16 protein-coding genes are annotated in these 18,407 nt (G+C 65.5%); 12 read left to right on the top strand and 4 right to left on the bottom strand.

What is annotated here, in order from left to right; translation table 11 throughout:
- Window positions 1–101 precede the first annotated feature (101 nt).
- Complete coding sequence (gene katG / locus ACLEJU_RS21785) at window positions 102–2,357, bottom strand: catalase/peroxidase HPI (RefSeq protein ID WP_435425166.1); 2,256 nt, start codon at window positions 2,355–2,357, stop codon at window positions 102–104.
- Window positions 2,358–2,707: 350 nt separating this feature from the next.
- On the opposite strand from katG, the gene ACLEJU_RS21780 reads away from it, so the two are divergent.
- The 4 genes from ACLEJU_RS21780 to ACLEJU_RS21765 all read left to right on the top strand — a co-directional run bounded on the left by ACLEJU_RS21780 (window position 2,708) and on the right by ACLEJU_RS21765 (window position 6,159).
- On the top strand, window positions 2,708–3,616 hold the full coding sequence (locus tag ACLEJU_RS21780; protein ID WP_152957707.1) for a LysR family transcriptional regulator: 909 nt from the start codon (window positions 2,708–2,710) through the stop codon (window positions 3,614–3,616).
- A 113-nt stretch (window positions 3,617–3,729) separates the two neighbouring features.
- Entirely contained in the window at window positions 3,730–4,317 is a 588-nt protein-coding gene (locus ACLEJU_RS21775) for a hypothetical protein (RefSeq protein WP_435425165.1), read from the top strand.
- Window positions 4,318–4,424: 107 nt separating this feature from the next.
- On the top strand, window positions 4,425–4,742 hold the full coding sequence (locus ACLEJU_RS21770; protein ID WP_435425164.1) for a DUF2388 domain-containing protein: 318 nt from the start codon (window positions 4,425–4,427) through the stop codon (window positions 4,740–4,742).
- A gap of 184 nt (window positions 4,743–4,926) precedes the next feature.
- Window positions 4,927–6,159, top strand: a complete 1,233-nt coding sequence (locus ACLEJU_RS21765; protein WP_435425163.1) for a M20/M25/M40 family metallo-hydrolase — start codon at window positions 4,927–4,929, stop codon at window positions 6,157–6,159.
- Window positions 6,160–6,282: 123 nt separating this feature from the next.
- Here ACLEJU_RS21765 and glcC read toward each other — a convergent pair whose 3' ends face one another.
- The gene (gene glcC / locus ACLEJU_RS21760) at window positions 6,283–7,047 is read right to left on the bottom strand and encodes a transcriptional regulator GlcC (RefSeq protein WP_060513357.1); all 765 of its coding nucleotides are present in this window, start codon (window positions 7,045–7,047) and stop codon (window positions 6,283–6,285) included.
- A 195-nt stretch (window positions 7,048–7,242) separates the two neighbouring features.
- On the opposite strand from glcC, the gene glcD reads away from it, so the two are divergent.
- From glcD to ACLEJU_RS21735, 5 genes are all read left to right on the top strand, one after another.
- Window positions 7,243–8,742: a glycolate oxidase subunit GlcD gene (gene glcD / locus ACLEJU_RS21755; protein WP_435425162.1), complete on the top strand. Its 1,500-nt coding sequence runs from the start codon at window positions 7,243–7,245 to the stop codon at window positions 8,740–8,742.
- Complete coding sequence (gene glcE, locus ACLEJU_RS21750; protein WP_435425161.1) at window positions 8,742–9,794, top strand: glycolate oxidase subunit GlcE; 1,053 nt, start codon at window positions 8,742–8,744, stop codon at window positions 9,792–9,794. Before glcD ends, glcE begins: the two co-directional genes overlap by 1 nt.
- Before the next feature lie 10 nt (window positions 9,795–9,804).
- Entirely contained in the window at window positions 9,805–11,040 is a 1,236-nt protein-coding gene (glcF, locus tag ACLEJU_RS21745; RefSeq protein WP_435425160.1) for a glycolate oxidase subunit GlcF, read from the top strand.
- Complete coding sequence (locus ACLEJU_RS21740) at window positions 11,033–11,431, top strand: heme-binding protein (RefSeq protein ID WP_294324283.1); 399 nt, start codon at window positions 11,033–11,035, stop codon at window positions 11,429–11,431. The genes glcF and ACLEJU_RS21740 overlap by 8 nt, the downstream gene beginning before the upstream one ends.
- 192 nt (window positions 11,432–11,623) lie before the next feature.
- Window positions 11,624–13,792, top strand: coding sequence for a malate synthase G (locus ACLEJU_RS21735; RefSeq protein ID WP_435425611.1), 2,169 nt, complete (start codon window positions 11,624–11,626; stop codon window positions 13,790–13,792).
- 176 nt (window positions 13,793–13,968) lie between these two features.
- Here the strand turns inward: ACLEJU_RS21735 and ACLEJU_RS21730 are convergent, their stop codons facing one another.
- Window positions 13,969–14,541 (bottom strand): flavin reductase family protein, encoded by a 573-nt coding sequence (locus ACLEJU_RS21730; protein WP_435425612.1) that lies wholly within the window; start codon window positions 14,539–14,541, stop codon window positions 13,969–13,971.
- Between the two features lie 170 nt (window positions 14,542–14,711).
- Between ACLEJU_RS21730 and ACLEJU_RS21725 the strand changes: the two genes are divergently transcribed.
- A complete protein-coding gene (locus tag ACLEJU_RS21725; RefSeq protein ID WP_435425613.1) occupies window positions 14,712–15,050 on the top strand; it encodes a hypothetical protein in 339 nt (112 codons plus the stop codon).
- 39 nt (window positions 15,051–15,089) lie between these two features.
- Entirely contained in the window at window positions 15,090–16,523 is a 1,434-nt protein-coding gene (pdxR, locus tag ACLEJU_RS21720) for a MocR-like pyridoxine biosynthesis transcription factor PdxR (protein ID WP_435425614.1), read from the top strand.
- Here pdxR and ACLEJU_RS21715 read toward each other — a convergent pair.
- Window positions 16,516–17,712, bottom strand: coding sequence for a CynX/NimT family MFS transporter (locus tag ACLEJU_RS21715; protein WP_435425615.1), 1,197 nt, complete (start codon window positions 17,710–17,712; stop codon window positions 16,516–16,518). The genes pdxR and ACLEJU_RS21715 overlap by 8 nt on opposite strands.
- A 201-nt stretch (window positions 17,713–17,913) precedes the next feature.
- On the opposite strand from ACLEJU_RS21715, the gene ACLEJU_RS21710 reads away from it, so the two are divergent.
- On the top strand, window positions 17,914–18,351 hold the full coding sequence (locus tag ACLEJU_RS21710) for a carboxymuconolactone decarboxylase family protein (RefSeq protein WP_435425616.1): 438 nt from the start codon (window positions 17,914–17,916) through the stop codon (window positions 18,349–18,351).
- Window positions 18,352–18,407 lie beyond the last annotated feature (56 nt).

Genomic DNA, 18,407 nt, shown 5'->3' with positions numbered 1-18,407 from the left:
CGGCACAAGGCCGCTCCTACAGGTATCGCGCCGTCTGCAAAGGTGGCGCTGTCCTGTAGGAGCGGCCTTGTGTCGCGAAAAGGGCGCAAAGCGCCCTCGATTCATTTCAGGTCAAAGCGATCCAGCTCCATGACTTTTTCCCAAGCGGCGACGAAGTCTTTGACGAACTTGTCCTTGCCATCGCTGCTGCCATACACCTCGCTCAACGCCCGCAATTGCGCATGCGAGCCAAACACCAGGTCGACCCGGCTACCCGTCCACTTCACCTGCCCGGTCTTGCGATCGCGGCCTTCAAAGCTTTCGTTGTCCGCCGACGTCGGCTTCCATTCCACGCCCATGTCCAGCAGGTTACGGAAGAAGTCGTTGCTCAGGGTGCCGGGCTTGTCGGTAAACACACCGTCCTTGCTGCCACCATGGTTGGCGCCGAGCACGCGCAGGCCGCCAATCAGCACGGTCAGTTCGGGCGCGGTGAGGGTCAGCAACTGGGCCTTGTCCAGCAGCAGCTTCTCGGCCTTGACGCTGTAGCGGGCCTTGCTGAAGTTGCGGAAGCCATCGGCCAGCGGTTCCAGCACGGCAAACGACTCGACGTCGGTCTGCGCCTGAGAGGCATCGACCCGGCCCGGGCGGAAGCCCACGCTGACGTTGTGCCCGGCGTCCTTGGCGGCCTTTTCCACGGCGGCTGAGCCGGCCAGGACAATCAGGTCGGCCAGGGAGACCTTCTTGCCACCGGCGTTGAATTCGCCCTGGATCTTCTCCAGCGCCGCCAGCACCTTGCCGGTGCCCTGGTTCGCCGCCCAGTCCTTCTGCGGTGCCAGGCGCAGCCGGCCACCGTTGGCGCCACCGCGCTTGTCCGAGCCACGGAAGGTCGAGGCCGCCGCCCAAGCGGTGGAAACCAGTTCGGCGACGCTCAGACCCGAAGCGAGAATCTTGGCCTTGAGCCCGGCAATATCCTGCTCACCCAGCACGGGCTGGTCGGCTTTTGGCAGCGGGTCTTGCCACAGCAGTTCTTCGTTGGGCATTTCCGGGCCCAGGTAACGCGCCAGCGGGCCCATATCACGGTGGATCAGCTTGTACCAGGCACGGGCGAAGGCATCTGCCAGCTGGTCGGGGTTGTCCTTGAAACGCTTGGCGATCGGCCCGTAGATCGGGTCGAAGCGCAGGGCCAGGTCGGAGGTGAGCATCGAAGGCGCATGGCGTTTGCCCGCGTCATGGGCATCCGGCACGGTACCCGCACCCTTGCCATCCTTCGGTCGCCACTGGTGGGCGCCGGCCGGGCTCTTGGTCAGTTCCCACTCGAAGTTGAACAAGTTGTTGAGGTACTCGTTGCTCCACTGCGTCGGCGTTGACGTCCACGTCACTTCCAGGCCGCTGGTGATGGTATCGCCGCCCGTGCCGCTGCCGAACTTGTTCGGCCAGCCCAGGCCCTGCAGTTCCAGGCCTGCCGCTTCGGGCTCTGGGCCCACGTTGTCGGCCGGGCCGGCACCGTGGGTCTTGCCAAAAGCGTGGCCGCCCGCGATAAGCGCCACGGTTTCTTCGTCGTTCATGGCCATGCGGCCGAAGGTGTCGCGGATGTCCTTGCCCGACGCCACCGGGTCAGGGTTTCCTTCCGGGCCTTCCGGGTTGACATAGATCAGGCCCATCTGCACGGCAGCCAGCGGGTTTTCCAGGTTGCGCTCGCCACTGAGATCGCGGCTTTCTTCTTCCGGATGCTTGGCCGGCTCCGCGACCAGGTCACCTTGGCCCGGCGGCTGGGCCTTGAGCTGTTCCTTGCCGTAGCGGGTGTCGCCACCCAGCCAGACCTTTTCCGAGCCCCAGTACACGTCTTCGTCCGGTTCCCACACGTCGGCGCGCCCGCCCGAGAAGCCAAAGGTCTTGAAGCCCATGGATTCCAGTGCGACGTTCCCGGTAAGCACGATCAGGTCGGCCCAGGAGATCTTGTTGCCATACTTCTGCTTGATCGGCCACAGGAGGCGCCGGGCCTTGTCCAGGCTGACGTTGTCCGGCCAGCTGTTGAGCGGCGCGAAACGCTGCTGGCCAGAGCCGGCACCGCCACGGCCATCACCGATGCGGTAGGTACCGGCGCTGTGCCAGGCCATGCGGATGAACAACGGGCCGTAGTGGCCGAAGTCGGCTGGCCACCAGTCCTGGGAGTCGGTCATCAAGGCGGTCAGGTCTTTTTTCAGGGCCTGGAAATCGAGGCTCTTGAACGCCTTGGCATAGTCGAAGTCCGGGTCGGGGCTGGACTTGGACGAGTGTTGATGGAGAATCCTGAGGTTGAGCTGGTCAGGCCACCAGTCACGGTTGGTGGTGCCGCCACCTGCGGTTTGATGGAACGGGCATTTCGATTCGTTCGACATCTGCTGTTACCTTTGGGTCGGTTATCCAGATTTCCGGTCTATGCCAGGTGTTCTTTCAGCCGAGCACTTGGGCTCATGCCTACCCCTTCATCAGGTCTGGTCGGTCACGTGCCGACACGGGGCTTGCGAAGCTCTCACGCCACCCGCGGCGCGGTCTTGCACACAGGTGCTGACGCGCCGCCCGCAGCTGGATTTCGGTGGGCCAGAGGAAAGACTAGTCGAGCTTGGGCAGAGGTCTAATAGAGTGGCTCTTGCGGGTTGATAGCCCCGGCACATCCATACAAGGCACAACCGCCAGCGTCGTGCTTCAATACACCGCCAACCCCTCCAGCCCCCGTGAGCCAAGCCCCATGAACCGCAACGACCTGCGCCGCGTCGACATGAACCTGCTGGTGCTTTTCGAAGCCCTGATGATCGAACGCAACCTGACCCGCGTCGGCGAAAAGCTGTTCATCACCCAGTCCACCGTCAGCGCCGCCCTCGCCCGCCTGCGCGAGCTGTTCGACGACCCACTGCTGATCCGCAGCGGCCGGGCCATGGAACCGACGCCGCGGGCCATGCAGATCTTCGCCGAGCTGGGCCCGGCCATGGACGTGATTTCGTCGGCCATCAGCCGCGCCCGCGACTTCGACCCGGCCAACAGTTGCAACCAGTTCCGCCTGGGTCTGTCGGACGATGCCGAGTTCGGCCTGTTCCCCGCATTGCTGCAGGCGCTGCGCGAGGAGGCGCCGGACATCAGCGTGGTGGTGCGCCGCGCCAACTTCCTGCTGATGCCGGGCCTGCTGGCCAGTGGCGAGATCTCGGTAGGCGTGAGCTACACCACTGACCTGCCGGCCACCGCCAAGCGCCGCAAGCTGCGTGATATCGGCGTGCGGGTGCTGCGCGCCGACGACCGCCCGGGCCCGCTGACCCTCGACGAGTACTGCGCCCGGCCCCATGTGATGGTGTCGTTCTCCGGTGACATGAGCGGTAACATCGACCTCGACCTCGCGCGCATCGGCCGCTGCCGCAAGGTGGTGCTGGCCGTGCCGCAGTTCGGCAGCCTGCGCGCGCTGCTGCGCAACACCGAAATGATCGCCACCGTGCCAGACTACGCCGCCTGCGCCCTGGCCGACGATGGCAGCCTGCGCGCCGACCCCGCCCCCTTCGAGATCACCGAGGCCGAGCTGTCGATGGTCTGGAGCGGCGCCCATGACAACGACCCCGCCGAGCGCTGGCTGCGCGAGCGCATCCTGCAGTTCATGGCCCGCCCGAGCTGATCCATCGACCTCATCGATAGCCACCATGAATGCCATCAAGTTCCGCCGCAGCCACGGCAGGCGGAATATGGCTGCATTCACTGATCGATGAGGCTCTCCCCATGAAAACCGGCATGCTCGCTGCTTTGCTCGCCCTGTTCGCTGCCCTTGGCGGTTGTGCCGCGCCGGCTAGCCAGCAGGCTGCCCAGCCCTACGGGCATTTCTACTCAGCCACCGCCATTTCCAGCGTCGCGCTGGCCCCGGGGCAGCACGTGGCCGTGCTGCTCGGGCGCAATGCCGACAGCACCCTCAGCTACCTGCAGCAGCACCGTGGCAAGGCCGTGACCAAAGCACAGCCGCGCAGCATTCCAGTGGCCACCCTGCGCGGTGGCAGCCAGGCCTACGACTGGCTGGCGCACTCACTGGCCCAGCAGTTCGCCGAGGTGACCTTCTATGAAGACCTGGACAGCCTGCTGGCCGACCATCCGGACGTGATCGTGCTGCTGGACAGCGAAAGCCGCCTGGCCACGGCAGACGTTGAAAGCCGGGTGGTGGCGCGCTTCTTCGACAGCCAGCTGACTTACATCGGTCGCGCCGAAGGGCGTGCGCGCAAGGATGTCAGCAATGTGGCGCGGATGCTCGAAGACGAAAAGGCCGCCAAGGCCGATGCCCTGCGCGATTTCGACGCTTCGCTGCAGCGCTTGCTGGGCAGCGAGGTGTAAGGCACAACGACGGTGCGGCAGAAATCAGGGAACTACCGCCACTCACCCGCTTTCTTAATCACTGAGTGGTTTATTTCCTTGTGCTTCACGTTACTGGAGAACACGACATGCGCCACCTACTCCTCGCCCCTGCGCTGCTGCTCCTGCTGCCTGCCGGTGCGGCCCTGGCCCGCGTAGATGCGGGCGACGTCGCCACCTCGGCCGGTGTTTCCGCCTCGCTGTATTCGACCTTCAAGGATGACAAACGAATTATTCCTGCCCGTGACGAGCTTTCTGCGTTCGTCGCCAGTGGCGGGACCATCCGTGGCGCCTATGTGGAGTCGGCGCTGGAACAGGCCCGCAAGGACAATCCTGGGCTGCAGGCCAGTGACGAAGAGCTGGCCCGGGCAATTCTGTCCCAGGATGACCCGGTTGCCCATCATTGATGCACTGGCTTAGGTGGCACTTGGTTATTAATCAGGTGCCACCTAACCATGTGTTTGCGAAAGCGACGTGACCTGCATATCTCATATTGTCACTTCTGCTATTGCGCGATGCTCCTGCCCGGACTGCTCGCGACGCCGAGCTCAGGAACTACGCTAAAGGGTTTACGATAACAAGGAAGACCCCATGCCATTGCCTCGCCCTCCCCACGCCATCGCCCTGGCGCTGCTGATCGCCTGTACCCAGACACCTGCCGCTGAACCCACCCCCAAGGACCTGCTCAAGCAAGCCGAAAACGAACAGCCGGCGTACCTGCAAACCCTCAAGAGCCTGGTTTCGGTAGACACCGGCACCGGTACCGAAGCGGGCCTGACGCAAGTCAGTGCCGAACTGGTGAAGCGTCTCAGGGCCTTGGGCGCCGAGGTGCAGACGCACCCCGCCAAGCCTTCGGTCGGCGACAATATTGTCGGTACTTTCAAAGGCAGCGGCAGCAAGGACTTCCTGCTGATGGTGCATTACGACACCGTGTTCGTCCCCGGCACCGTCGCCAAACGCCCGTTCCGGGTCGATGGCCCACGCGCCTATGGCCCGGGGGTCGCCGATGCCAAGGGCGGCGTGGCGATGATCCTGCACGCGCTGAAGTTGCTGAACGATCAGCAGTTCAAGGGCTACCGTACGCTCACCGTGCTGTTCAACCCGGACGAAGAAATGGGCTCTGCCGGGTCCAGGCAGATCATTGCCGAACTGGCTCGCAAGCATGATTACGTGTTCTCTTACGAACCGCCGGACAAAGATGCAGTCACCGTCGCCACCAATGGCATCAACCGCCTCAAACTTGAAGTAAAAGGCCGTGCATCCCACGCCGGCTCCGCACCCGAGGAAGGCCGCAACGCGCTGACCGAGCTCGCGCACCAGCTGCTCCAGCTCAACGACCTCGGCGACGCCAGCAAGGGCACCACGGTGAACTGGACGTTGGCCAAGGCAGGCGAAAAGGCCAATATCATCCCGGCACTGGCCACCGCAGAAGCGGACATGCGCTATTCGGATCTGGGCGAGACTGACCGGGTGCAGGGCGACGCCCAGCGTATCGTGAAAAAGCAACTGGTGGCCGACACCCAGGCCAGTGTGGTGGTCGAGAAAGGTCGACCGCCGCTGGCACGTAACCAGGCCTCGAGCAAGCTGGCAGAGACAGCACAGCAGCTGTATGGGGAGGCTGGATACAAGATCGAGCCAATAGCCATGCGCTTCGGCACCGATGCCGGGTATGCCTATGTGCCGGGCAGCGACAAACCGGCGGTGCTGGAAACGCTGGGAGTGGTCGGGGCCGGGTTGCATGGGGACGATGAGTACATCGAACTGGGCAGCATTGCTCCGCGGCTTTATCTCACCGTAGCGATGATCAGGCACTTGGCCAACTGATGTATTGCCAGCACCGGCCTCTTCGCGGGCAAGCCCGCTCCCACAGGTACTGCACAGTATTCAAAGGCTGTGGCGTACCTGTGGGAGCCGGTTTACCCGCGAAAGGGCCGGCACAGGATGACCTCAACCCCAACCATCCATGCGCATGGTCGCCCTGACCAGCCGCTGCTCTTCCTGCTCGATCTCCCGCAAACTGTCGCGTATCCCGTTGATATGTTCACGCGCCGCCCGCTGGGCCTGCTCGGGCAACTGTTCCATCACCGCGTGATACAACCGCGCATGCTGACGATCGATCTGGCGCTTTTGCGCCGGGCGGCAATAGAGGTTGTTGACCGAGGCGAACACCGTGCTCAGGGTCAGGTCACTCAGCGACTGCAGGGTATGCACCAGTACCGGGTTGTGTGACGCCTCGCTGATCGCGCGGTGGAAGGCATGGTCACGCCGGGCGTGCTCGCGTGGGTCGAGCGCTTCGGCAGAGGCATGGGCGTCAAGCATGTCTTCGTAGCGCCTGCGGATCAGCAGGCGGTCAATGTCGGTGGCGCGCAAGGCCGCCAGGCGTGCTGACTCGGCCTCCAGCAAGGCGCGCACCTCCAGCAGGTCGAACAATGTGCGCGGCTGAGAGCTGAACAGGTGCATCAACGGCGTGGCACTGGCCTGCCCGGCAAGGTCGGCGACGAACGAGCCGCGACCCTGCTCGGTGTCGATGATGCCGCGTCCACGCAGAATGCGCAGGCCTTCACGCAGTGCCGAGCGCGAACAGCCAAGTTTCTCCACCAGGCGCCGCTCCGATGGCAAGGCCTGGCCGACCTTGAGCACGCCTTCGACGATCAGCCGCTCGACCCGCTCGGCCACCTGGTCTGCAACCTTGGCCTTGCCTTCAATGCCCATGCACGGACTCCAACTGGTAGGACCACTGCTGTCGATGGCTCCAATCTAGCCGCTTGAACCCAGAGATAACCAGTGCTTCGTGGAAAAACTGGTAGGACCAGTTCCCCGCACCCTCGACCACCCCCACTCAAGCGCGCAGGCTGCAGGGGTGATCGGTTTGCCAACAACAACAAAAACTGCCGCTGAGTGAGCCAGATGAACATCCTCTACGACGAACGTGTCGACGGAACGCTGCCCGCCGTGGACCTGCCCGCGCTGCTGCAAGCGTTGCGTGATGCCCTCCCCGACCTTGAGATCCTGCACCGCGCGGAAGACCTCAAGCCTTATGAATGCGACGGCCTCTCGGCCTACCGCACCGTGCCGCTGCTGGTGGTACTGCCCGATCGCCTGGAACAGGTGCAGACTTTGCTCAAGCTCTGCCACCTGCGTGGCGTGCCGGTGGTGGCACGCGGCGCCGGTACTGGCCTGTCGGGCGGCGCGCTGCCGCTGGCCAAGGGCATCCTGCTGGTGATGGCGCGCTTCAACCGCATTCTCGAAGTCAATCCGCAGGGCCGCTTCGCCCGGGTGCAGCCCGGTGTGCGCAACTTGGCCATTTCCCAGGCCGCCGCACCCCATGGCCTGTACTACGCACCCGACCCTTCTTCGCAGATCGCCTGCTCGATCGGCGGCAACGTCGCCGAAAATGCCGGCGGCGTGCACTGCCTGAAATATGGCCTGACCGTGCACAACCTGCTCAAGGTCGAGATCCTCACCGTCGAGGGTGAACGCCTGACCCTGGGCAGTGACGCCCTCGACACCCCGGGCTTCGACCTGCTGGCACTGTTCACCGGCTCCGAGGGCATGCTCGGCATCGTCACCGAAGTGACCGTCAAACTGCTGCCCAAGCCCCAGGTGGCGCGGGTACTGCTGGCCAGCTTCGACCGCGTCGAGGATGCCGGCCGTGCGGTGGCCGAAATCATCGCCGCCGGCATCATTCCCGGCGGCCTGGAGATGATGGACAACCTGGCGATCCGCGCCGCCGAGGACTTCATCCACGCCGGCTACCCGGTAGATGCGGCCGCCATCCTGCTGTGCGAGCTGGATGGCGTCGAAGCCGATGTGCAGGATGACTGCGAACGGGTCGCCGAGGTGCTGAAGCAAGCCGGCGCCAGCGAAGTGCGCCTGGCCTGCGACGAAGCCGAGCGCGTGCGCTTTTGGGCCGGGCGCAAGAACGCCTTCCCGGCGGTGGGGCGGATTTCACCGGACTACTACTGCATGGACGGCACCATTCCGCGCCGCGAATTGCCACGGGTGCTCAAGGGCATCAGCGAACTGAGCGAGGAATACGGCCTGCGCGTGGCCAACGTGTTCCACGCCGGCGACGGCAACATGCACCCATTGATCCTGTTCGATGCCAACCTGCCCGGCGAGCTTGAGCGCGCCGAGGCCATCGGCGGGCGCATCCTCGAGCTGTGCGTGGCGGTGGGTGGCAGCATCACCGGCGAACACGGCGTGGGGCGCGAGAAGATCAACCAGATGTGCGCGCAGTTCAACAGCGACGAAATCACCCTGTTCCATGCCGTGAAGGCGGCGTTCGACCCGCGTGGGCTGCTCAACCCGGGCAAGAACATCCCCACCCTGCACCGCTGCGCCGAGTTCGGCGCCCTGCACGTGCATCACGGGCAACTGCCCTTCCCCGAGCTGGAGCGCTTCTGATGAGCATGGACCGCGACATGAGCCAGGACCTGCTCGAACAGGTCAACCAGGCCCTGAACCTGGGCACGCCGCTGCGCATCCAGGGCGGCAACAGCAAGGCCATGCTCGGCCGCCCGGTGGCCGGCGAGATCCTCGATACCCGCAAGCACCGGGGCATCGTCAGCTACGACCCCACCGAGCTGGTGCTCACCGCCCGCGCTGGCACGCCGCTACTGGAGATCGAGGCGGCGCTGCACGAGGCCGGACAGATGCTGCCCTGCGAACCGCCGCACCTGGGCGCCGAGGCGACCCTGGGCGGCATGGTCGCGGCCGGGCTGTCCGGGCCGCGCCGGCCCTGGGCCGGGTCGGTGCGCGACTATGTGCTCGGCACGCGGGTCATCACCGGGCACGGCAAGCTGCTGCGTTTTGGTGGTGAGGTGATGAAAAACGTCGCAGGCTTCGACGTCTCGCGGCTGATGGCCGGCAGCTTTGGCTGCCTGGGGCTGCTGACCGAGGTGTCGCTGAAGGTGCTGCCACGCCCACGCGAATGCCTCAGCCTGCGCCTGCCGATGGACCGCCACCAGGCCCTGGCCGAACTGGCCGAATGGGGCCAGCAACCGCTGCCGATCAGCGCCGCCTGCCACGATGGCGAAACCTTGTACCTGCGCCTGGAAGGTGGTGAAGGCTCGGTGCAATCGGCCCGCCAGCGCCTGGGCGGAGACGTGCTCGACAGCTGCTTCTGGAGCGACCTGCGCGAACAGCGCCTGGCCTTCTTCAACGACCCGGCGCCGCTGTGGCGGCTGTCGGTGCCGACGGCCAGCGGTGAACTCGACCTGCCGGGGCTGCAGCTCATCGACTGGGGTGGCGCGCAGCGCTGGCTGAAATCGACGGCACCGGCGCAGCTGATCCGCGAACGGGTGGCCAAGGTCGGCGGCCACGCCACCTGCTATGCCCCCGGCGACGACAGCAGCGCGCCGCTCCCGGCGGCGCTGATGCGCTATCACCTCGCCCTCAAGCAGCAACTCGACCCGCAGGGCGTGTTCAACCCTGGCCGCCTGTACCCGGACCTGTGAGGCCACGCCCATGCAAACCAACCTGAGCGAGACCGCCAAGCGCCTGCCCCGTGGCGAAGAAGCCGAAAGTATTCTGCGTTCCTGCGTGCACTGCGGTTTCTGCACGGCCACCTGCCCGACCTACCAACTGCTCGGCGATGAACTGGACGGGCCCCGTGGGCGCATCTACCTGATCAAGCAAGTGCTCGAAGGCGCGCCGGTCACCGCCAGTACGCAACTGCACCTGGACCGCTGCCTGACCTGCCGCAACTGCGAGACCACCTGCCCGTCGGGGGTGAAGTACCACGACCTTCTGGACATCGGCCGCGCCGTGGTCGAGCAGCAGGTACCGCGCCCGCTCGGCCAGCGCCTCCTGCGCCAGAGCCTGCGCGCCGTGGTGCCACGCCCGGCGCTGTTCAAGGCCCTGACCCGCACCGGCCAGGCCTTGCGGCCGGTGCTGCCGGCCAACCTCAAGAGCAAGCTGCCGGCCCAGGTGACGCCGGCCGGCGAACGGCCCGCGCCTCGCCATGCCCGGCGCATCCTGCTGCTCGAAGGCTGCGTGCAGGCCGCCTTGTCGCCCAACACCAACGCCGCCACCGCGCGCCTGCTGGACCGCCTTGGGATCAGCGTGGAGCCAGCGTACGAAGCTGGCTGCTGCGGCGCGGTGGACTATCACCTCAATGCCCAGGAGCAAGGCCTGGATCGTGCCCGGCGCAATATCGACGCCTGGTGGCCGGCCATCGAAGCCGGCGCCGAGGCCATTGTGCAGACCGCCAGTGGCTGTGGTGCCTTTGTGCGTGACTACGGCCACCTGCTGGAAAAAGACCCACACTACGCCGCCAAGGCTGCACGGGTCAGTGCCCTGTCGCGGGACCTGGTCGAAGTGCTGCGCGACGAGCCGGTTGAACAGCTCGGCCTGTGCGCCGAACAGCGCCTGGCCTTCCATTGCCCATGCACCCTGCAGCATGCGCTCAAGCTCGGCGGCCAGGTGGAAAGCCTGCTGACGCGCCTGGGCTTCACCCTCACCCCAGTGCCAGACGGCCACCTCTGTTGCGGCTCGGCCGGCACCTATTCGCTGACCCAGCCCGCACTGTCGCGGCAATTGCGCGACAACCGCCTGAATGCGCTGGAAAGCGGCAAGCCGCAAGTCATCGCCACCGCCAACATCGGCTGCCAGACCCACCTCGACGGGGCCGGGCGCACGCCGGTGCGGCACTGGATCGAAATCGTCGAAGCAGCCTTGAACCAGGAGAACAGCCATGCATAGCAAGCCCGTGATCGGCCAGGCGGAAGTGACCCGCCTGCTCGCTGCTGCCCGCCAGGAAGCCCAGGCGCAACAGTGGAACGTGACCATCGCCGTGGTCGACGACGGCGGCCATCCGCTGGCCCTGGAGCGCATGGACGGCTGTGCGCCGTCCAGTGCCTACATCGCCGTGGAAAAGGCACGCAGTGCTGCCTTGGGGCGCAAGGAGACCCGCGACTTCGAACAGATGGTCAATGGCGGGCGTACCGCCTTCGTCACCGCGCCGTTGCTGACCAGCCTGGAAGGCGGCGTGCCGGTGCTGGTCGATGGCCAGGTAGTGGGCGCCGTGGGCGTGTCCGGGGTCAAGCCTGAGCAGGATGCCCAGGTGGCCAAGGCGGGCGTGGCCGCCCTTTAAAAATCTGCACGGTCCCCGTAGGAGCCGCGCTTGCCGGCGATGGGCCGCAAAGCGGCCCCGGCAATTTATGCAACAAACTTGAAATCGTGGGGCCGCTTTGCGGCCCATCGCCGGCAAGCGCGGCTTCCACAAGTACAGCGCACCCCTTGACGCGGCATATTTTCTGAAACCTGAACACCGAGCGAGAAGACAATGACTCATCCACTCAAGGTCGCCCCGATCCTGCAACGCTTCATCGAAGATGAAGTACTGCCCGGCACCGGAATCGACGCCGCCAGCTTCTGGCAAGGCTTCAGCACCCTGGTCCACGACCTCGCCCCGCGCAACCGCGAACTGCTCGCCGAACGCGACCGCCTGCAGCAAGAACTGGACATCTGGCACCGCCAGCACCCTGGCCCGATCAGCGACATGGCCGCCTACCAGGCTTTCCTGCGCAGCATCGGCTACATCGTTGAACACCCGCAGCAAGTGCGCATCAACACCACACAGGTCGACCGCGAAATTGCCGAGCAGGCCGGCCCGCAACTGGTTGTGCCACTGAGCAATGCCCGCTACGCGCTGAACGCCGCCAACGCACGCTGGGGCTCGCTGTATGACGCGCTGTACGGCACCGATGCCATCCCCGAAAGCGACGGCGCCGAGCGCGGCCAGGGCTACAACCCGGTGCGCGGCGGCCGTGTGATCGCTCTCGGCCGGGACTTTCTCGACCGCTCGGCGCCGCTTGCAGGCGCATCCCACACGGACGCCCAGGCCTACGCGATCAATCAGGGCAAACTGCAGGTGACCTTGAGCGATGGCCGCCAGGTCGGCCTCACAGCGCCTGCGCAACTGCGCGGCTACCAAGGCGAACCCCGCCAGCCAACAGCCATCCTGCTGCAACACCATCGCCTGCATTTCGAAATCCAGATCGACCCGGCCAGCACCATCGGCAAGGCCGACCGCGCCGGGGTCAAGGACATACTCGTCGAAGCTGCGCTGACCACCATCATCGACTGCGAGGACTCGGTGGCGGCGGTGGATGCCGTGGACAAGGTCAACGTCTACCGCAACTGGCTGGGCCTGATGAAAGGCGACCTCAGCGAACAGGTAAGCAAAGGCGGCAAGACCTTCACCCGTGCACTGGCCAGGGACCGCCAATACCACGGCGCGGACGGCCAGCCACTGACCCTGCCCGGCCGCTCGCTACTGTTCATTCGCAACGTCGGCCACCTGATGACCAACCCGGCGATCCACGACCGCGATGGCCGGGAGATCCCCGAAGGCATCCTCGACGCCGTGGTCACCAGCCTGATCGGCCTGCACGATCTCAAGCGTCGCGGCAACTCCCGCGAAGGCAGCCTGTACATCGTTAAACCGAAGATGCATGGCCCGGCCGAAGTGGCCTTCGCCGACCAGCTGTTCGGCCATGTAGAGGACCTGCTGGGCCTGCCCCGGCACACTTTGAAGATGGGCATCATGGACGAAGAGCGGCGCACCAGCGTCAACCTCGCGGCCTGCATCGCCAGCGCGGCAGCACGGGTGGTGTTCATCAACACCGGTTTCCTCGACCGCACCGGCGACGAGATGCACAGCGCCATGGAAGCCGGCGCCATGCTGCGCAAGGGCGACATGAAAGGCAGCGCCTGGATCCAGGCCTACGAGCGCAGCAACGTACTGGTGGGCCTGGCCTGCGGCCTGCGCGGCAAGGCGCAGATCGGCAAGGGCATGTGGGCCATGCCCGACCTGATGGCGGCCATGCTCGAACAGAAGATCGCCCAGCCCCGCGCCGGCGCCAACACCGCCTGGGTGCCCTCGCCCACCGCCGCGACCTTGCATGCGCTGCATTATCACCAGGTGGACGTGCCGGCGGTGCAGGCGCAACTGGAAAGCGTCGACCTGGGCGCCGAGCGCGAGCAATTGTTGCATGACCTGCTGAGCATCCCGGTAAGCCCGGACCGGCCCTGGAGTACCGATGCTATCCAGGCCGAACTGGACAACAACTGCCAGGGCATCCTGGGTTACGTGGTGCGCTGGGTGGAGCAAGGGGTGGGTTGCTCGAAGGTGCCGGACATCCATGACGTGGGGCTGATGGAAGACCGCGCCACGTTGCGCATCTCGGCCCAGCACATCGCCAACTGGCTGCACCATGGGGTGGTCGGCAATGACCAGGTCGAGGCGACCTTGCAGCGCATGGCCACAGTGGTGGACCAGCAGAATGCCGGGGATCCGGCGTACCGGCCGATGGCCGGGAATTTCGCGGGTTCGCATGCGTTCCGAGCGGCGCAGGCACTGGTGTTCAAGGGGCGTGAACAGCCAAGCGGGTATACCGAGCCGTTGCTGCATGGGTGGCGCTTGAAATTCAAACAGGAGGTTGAACAGTAACACCGGCCTTGTAGGAGCGGCCTTGCCGGGGCGCCGGACCGGTCGGAAAGGGCCGCAAAGCGGCCCTAGGCTTCTGGGCTAACGCAGATATCGCCGGGGCTGCTATGCAGCCCTTCCGACCGGTCCCGCGCCCCGGCAAGGCCGCTCCTACAGGAATGAGGCCAGCACGGGCAACCTCATTCGACCACCACCGCCTCGCCAATCGCATAGAAATGCCCACCGGCCACATAGTGCAGGCTGCGCCACTGCGGGTCGGCATTCTCGTACGCCCAATGCCCCTCTCGGAACACCCGGTCATCTGCCCACGCCGCCGCCACTTCACCAATGAACAGGTCATAGGTGCTCTGGTTGTGCGGCTCTTCGATCACCCGACACATCAACCAGGCCGAGCAGCCCTGGACCAGCGGCGCCACGTGCCCCTCCACCCGCGCCAGCTCGACGCCGATGCTGGCCAGCTTGTCCGGCTGGTCGAAAAGGCTGCGAGTCCCCACCTGATGGGTCAGCTGCGCCTGGGCAGCAGTCGGCACCTGGATGACGAACCAACCGCTGCCCTCGACCAGTTGCCGGGTGCGAGTACTTTTGTCCAGCACCACGGTGACCTTGGGTGGGTCGAAGTCCAGCGCACAGGCCCAGGCAGCGGCCATGACGTTATCCACCCCCCCATGGCTGGCCGACACCAGTACGGTCGGCCCGTGGTTGAGCAGGCGGTAGGCCTTTTGCAGGTCGACGGTTTGGAAGTGGCTGTTCATCGGGGTCCTCGCTCAGTGCAGAAATCAGGCGAAGATTGTGCCGCATCCATGTAGCGCAAGCACCCTCCTCGCAGAATTAGAAAGTTCCTACAGCACATAGAGAAGCGTCTTACTTGTCGCCTTAGGTCGGTGAAAACAAGATCGAGAGCTCGACCCAGAGGAGGCAGCGCATGCACCCAGATTCACGCACCAACGCCGAACTGCGCAGCACCCTGCGCGAACTGCTGGCCCACGACATCAACAACCCGGACGACGACCCGCACCTGTCAGGCGTGATGTTCTTCTGCGCCACCGACGAGCACACCCGGCAACTGGTCGAGCGCATCGAACTGCTGGCCAGCGAAATCTTCTTCGACCCTTGCGGGCGAGCCATCCCCCACCGTATGCGCGCCATCGGCGTCAAAGGTGTGTGCATCAAGCAAAAGCGCAAGGCGTCGGCGGATGAAACGGTGATACACATCGACCTGAACGACAAGGGCTATATCACGGTGAGCACCGCCCGGCTCTGATCCGCTATCCTCAGCACTCTCATGCTTCGGACAGTGATCATGGAACTGCATATCCGCCTGGACGGCCGCAAAGGCCTGGCCGACCAGCTCTACCAGCAACTGCGCGCCGGCATCGACAGCGGCCACCTGGCCGCCGGCACGCAACTGCCGCCGACCCGGCTGCTGGCCGAGCAACTGGGCGTGTCACGCAAGACCGTGGCCGAAGCCTACTCGCGGCTGACCTACGACAACCTGCTCAGCGGCGTGGTCGGCCGTGGCACGTTCATCACCCCGCGCCAACCGCTGCACAGTGGTGAAACGCAAACCGTGCCCCTGGCCGCTGCCGCATCACTGCAGCGCTGGCAACAGCGCGCCACGGTACTTGCCCGGCGCAGCCAGGAAGCCCCCTCGCGCTACGACTTCGTCGGTGGTGCCTCGAGCAAGGCGCAGTTCCCCTTCGACCAGTGGCGCAGCTGCCTGAATTACGCCCTGCGCCGTAGCCAGCGGCACCCCGAGCGGCAGTTTTCCGCACAGGGCCTGCCCGAACTGCGCGAGGCCATCGCCCACCACATCGCCTACGCCCGCGGCGTGCATTGCAGTGCGGCGGACGTGCTGGTGTGCAACGGTGCCCAGCAGGCGTTGGACCTGATCGCCCGGGTGCTGGTCGAGCCCGGCTGCCAAGTGGCCATGGAAGACCCCGGCTACCCGCCGGCACGCCAGCTGTTCCTGGCCCTGGGGGCAAAGCTGCAGTCGGTACCGGTGGACGATGAGGGGATGTGCGTGGCGCACATTGCCGAGGGCACCCGGCTGATCTACGTGACCCCTTCGCACCAGTTTCCGCTCGGCATGCCGATGAGCGAAGCCCGCCGCCATGCCCTGCTGGCACGGGCTGCCGAGCTCGGTGCATTGATCATCGAGGACGACTACGACTGCGAATTCCGCTACCAGGGCCCGGCCGCCGATGCCCTGCAGCGCCTCGACCAGCAAGGGCTGGTGGCGTATGTCGGGACGTTCTCCAAGACCCTGCTGCCGGAGCTGCGCCTGGGTTACGCAGTGCTGCCACCGGCGGTACTCAGCGCCGCCTGCGTGGCCAAGCACCTGAGCGACTGGCACAGCCCGACCTTGCTGCAGTGGGCGCTGGCGCGGTTCATTGGCGAGGGCCACCTGAACAAGCACATCCGCCGCTGCCATGACATCTACAGCGGCCGTCGCGAGCGCATCCTGGCGCGGCTGGGCGACGACCTGGCGCCCTGGTTCAGCGCCGTGCCCGCCAGTGCCGGGTTCCACCTGAGCGCGCTGGCGCGGCCGGGGGTGGATGTCGAGTTGCTGGCCAACCTCGCCCGCAAGGTGGAAGTCGGCCTGTACTCGCTGGCGCCGTTCTTCAGCGAAGCCCCGGTTCGCCAGGGGTTGCTGCTGGGCTTCGGCGCCATCGAGCTGCTGGATATCGACCCGGCACTGGACCGGGTCCGCGATACCCTGCAACGCCTCAGTTGACCAGCGCCGCCTGGCCACCCTGCTTGGGCCGGGCGATGGCCGCTGCATAGCCGCGCGGGGCGAAACAGGCCGTCACCAACAGCATCGCCAGCACCGTGACGGTCAGCAATGTCCAGGATGCCTGGAAGTCACCGCTGACATCGCGCAACCAACCGGTGATGTACGGGATGATGCCGGTGATGATGAAGCCGATACCCTGCACGAACGCCGCCAGGCTGCCAGCTTCAGCGGGCGTCCTGAGATGCTCCAGGGTCAAGGTCAGACTCAGGCTGAAGCAGGCGCCCAGGCCAAAGCCTATCATCGCTACCCACAGGCCCATGGCCAGTGTCGGAGCCAGCAGCAAGCCGAGGAAGCCAACGAGCTGGATCGACAGCGCCAACCACAAGCCCGGGCGACGGTCGGCCAGGCCGCGTAGCAACAGCGGCAGGCCCAGGGCACCGCAGACCTGGAAAATGGTCATCAGGCCGACCAGGTCGCCCCCGCCCTGCGCGGTGCCACCGTGTTCCAGGTGGTAGGCCGGCAGCCACGCGACCATGCTGGTATAGCCACCATTGATCAGGCCGAAGTACAGCGCCAGCAGCCAGGCCCGGCGCGTGCCGAACCAGTGCCCGCCCGTGGCACCTGCCAGCTTTGGCGCGCTGTCCCGAGGACGTAACACGGCCCAGGCCAGCACCGCCAGTACCGCCGGGATCGCCCACACGCCAAGCCCGACTTGCCAGTGGCCGAAGTGCCCGCTGATATGCGGGCCGAGCACCGCCGCCAGGCCACCGCCACTCATCAGCGCCGCCGAGTACAGGCCCATGGTCCCGGCCAGGCGGCTGGGGAACCAGCGATTGACCAGGCCCGGCATCATGCCCTGCACCACCGCCACGCCCAACCCGGCCAGCACTGCGCTGGCGATCAGCGCCCAGGCGCTGTCCAGTTGCAGCCGCCACAGGCAAGCCAGGGCAATGGCGCCGAGGCCACCAAGCATGCCACCGTGTTCGCTGATCCAGCGCCGCAGCCAAGGCTGCAGCAACGGCACAAGCCCCATGCACAGCACCGGCAACGCGGTCAGCAGCGCCGCCTGCTGGTAACCCAGCCCGGTGCTCGCGCGCATCGGCTCGAGCAACGGGCCGATGCTGGTCAGGATCGGTCTCAGGTTCAATGCCAGCAAGATCACCAGCAACAGGTTCAACGCCCCTCTCATCACGAATCGATACTCCCAAGCAAGACCCGGCCATTATCCTGTCCAGGCAGTCAGGGTAGAAATGAAGAGATTGGATGCAGGTCAGTGGCCACCTTAATGGCCCGATTGGCCTCCCGGGAAAGCGCTCGATTGGCTATCGGGCCAATGGGCGGTGGGCGCTATGGTAGCGCCATATCCACCACACATTCCCTGGAGCACAGCATGCACAACCGTATCGAATGGGCCAAACACTCGCCGGAAGCCTACAAGGCCATGGTCGGCCTGGAGCAGACCCTGGCCAAGAGTGGCCTGGAAAACTCACTGCTGGAGCTGGTGCGCCTGCGGGCTTCGCAGATCAACGGCTGCGCCTATTGCGTGAACATGCATGCCAATGATGCACGCAAGGCTGGTGAGACCGAGGCGCGCTTGCAGACCCTGTGCGTCTGGCAGGAAACGACTTACTTCACCCCGCGTGAGCGTGCTGCACTGGCCTGGGTGGAATGCCTGACCCGGCTGCCCGAGCGAGGTGCCCCGCAACCGGAATACGAAGCGCTGCAGCAGCATTTCGAGCCGGCCGAGGTGGCCAACCTGACCTTGGCCATTGCCACCATCAATGCCTGGAACCGCTTCGGCGTGGGGTTTGCCATGGTTCCGGCGTGATCGGTGGGGTGAGCCAGATCTGAGAGTTTTGGCGGCTGTTGGGGTGAGAGGAGGAC

Origin of the sequence: Pseudomonas sp. SMN11 (genome assembly GCF_052041945.1) — a bacterium.
Lineage (GTDB): Bacteria > Pseudomonadota > Gammaproteobacteria > Pseudomonadales > Pseudomonadaceae > Aquipseudomonas.
Note: the sequence above shows the minus strand (reverse complement) of the source record. Positions and strands in the feature narration are given on the sequence as shown.